At 56.5% G+C, this 591-nt stretch carries 1 protein-coding gene and 1 pseudogene; both read right to left on the bottom strand.

The features are described from left to right. On the bottom strand, window positions 1–436 hold a 436-nt coding region (locus tag U1T56_RS24355; RefSeq protein ID WP_418162065.1), incomplete at its 3' end, for an MFS transporter. Window positions 437–446: 10 nt separating this feature from the next. Next, a pseudogene (locus U1T56_RS24350) lies at window positions 447–591 on the bottom strand (HlyD family secretion protein); the annotation flags it as partial.

Here is a 591-nt window from a genome sequence, read left to right as displayed (position 1 = left end):
ACCGTTTCGCTGGAAACTTGGCGATTAAAAACGGGCTGATCGGGATAAGCACCCCGTTGACGAGCATATAGCCGGTCACGAGCCATTGAATCGTCGACGTTTCCACGTTGAAATCTTGCATCATATGCGGCAAGGCGACGTTGATCAACGTTTGATTCAAAATGGCGACAAACGCGCCCAGCATGACCGTCGCCACAACCTTGCCGCGGCTGCCGATATCCCCAAGGCCGCCTTGACCGGCCGGAGCGGCCGGACGCCCATCTGTTCCTGTCGACGGCTCTGCTTTCGTTTCCGCTAACGGTTGAGCGTTGGCTTCCTCCGCTTCATCTGCCGCCTTCCCTGCGGCTGAAGCCGGTTTGCGGCGGCGCAGCGCGATGTTGACCGCCGCCAAGACCAAAACGGCAAACACAATATAACCAATGACAAATGCTGTCATCTTCCATCACCTACTTATGGATGCGGACGGTGACGTTCATGCCCGGCACAAGTCCGGCTCCGCTGTAGTTGTCAATGGAAATCGTCACCGGGATGACTTGGGTCACTTTCGTGTAGTTGCCGGTCGCATTGGAACTTGGCAGCAGGCTGAACGTA

Source organism: Benzoatithermus flavus, from assembly GCF_037908215.1.
Lineage (GTDB): Bacteria > Pseudomonadota > Alphaproteobacteria > Geminicoccales > Geminicoccaceae > Benzoatithermus > Benzoatithermus flavus.
Note: the sequence above shows the minus strand (reverse complement) of the source record. Positions and strands in the feature narration are given on the sequence as shown.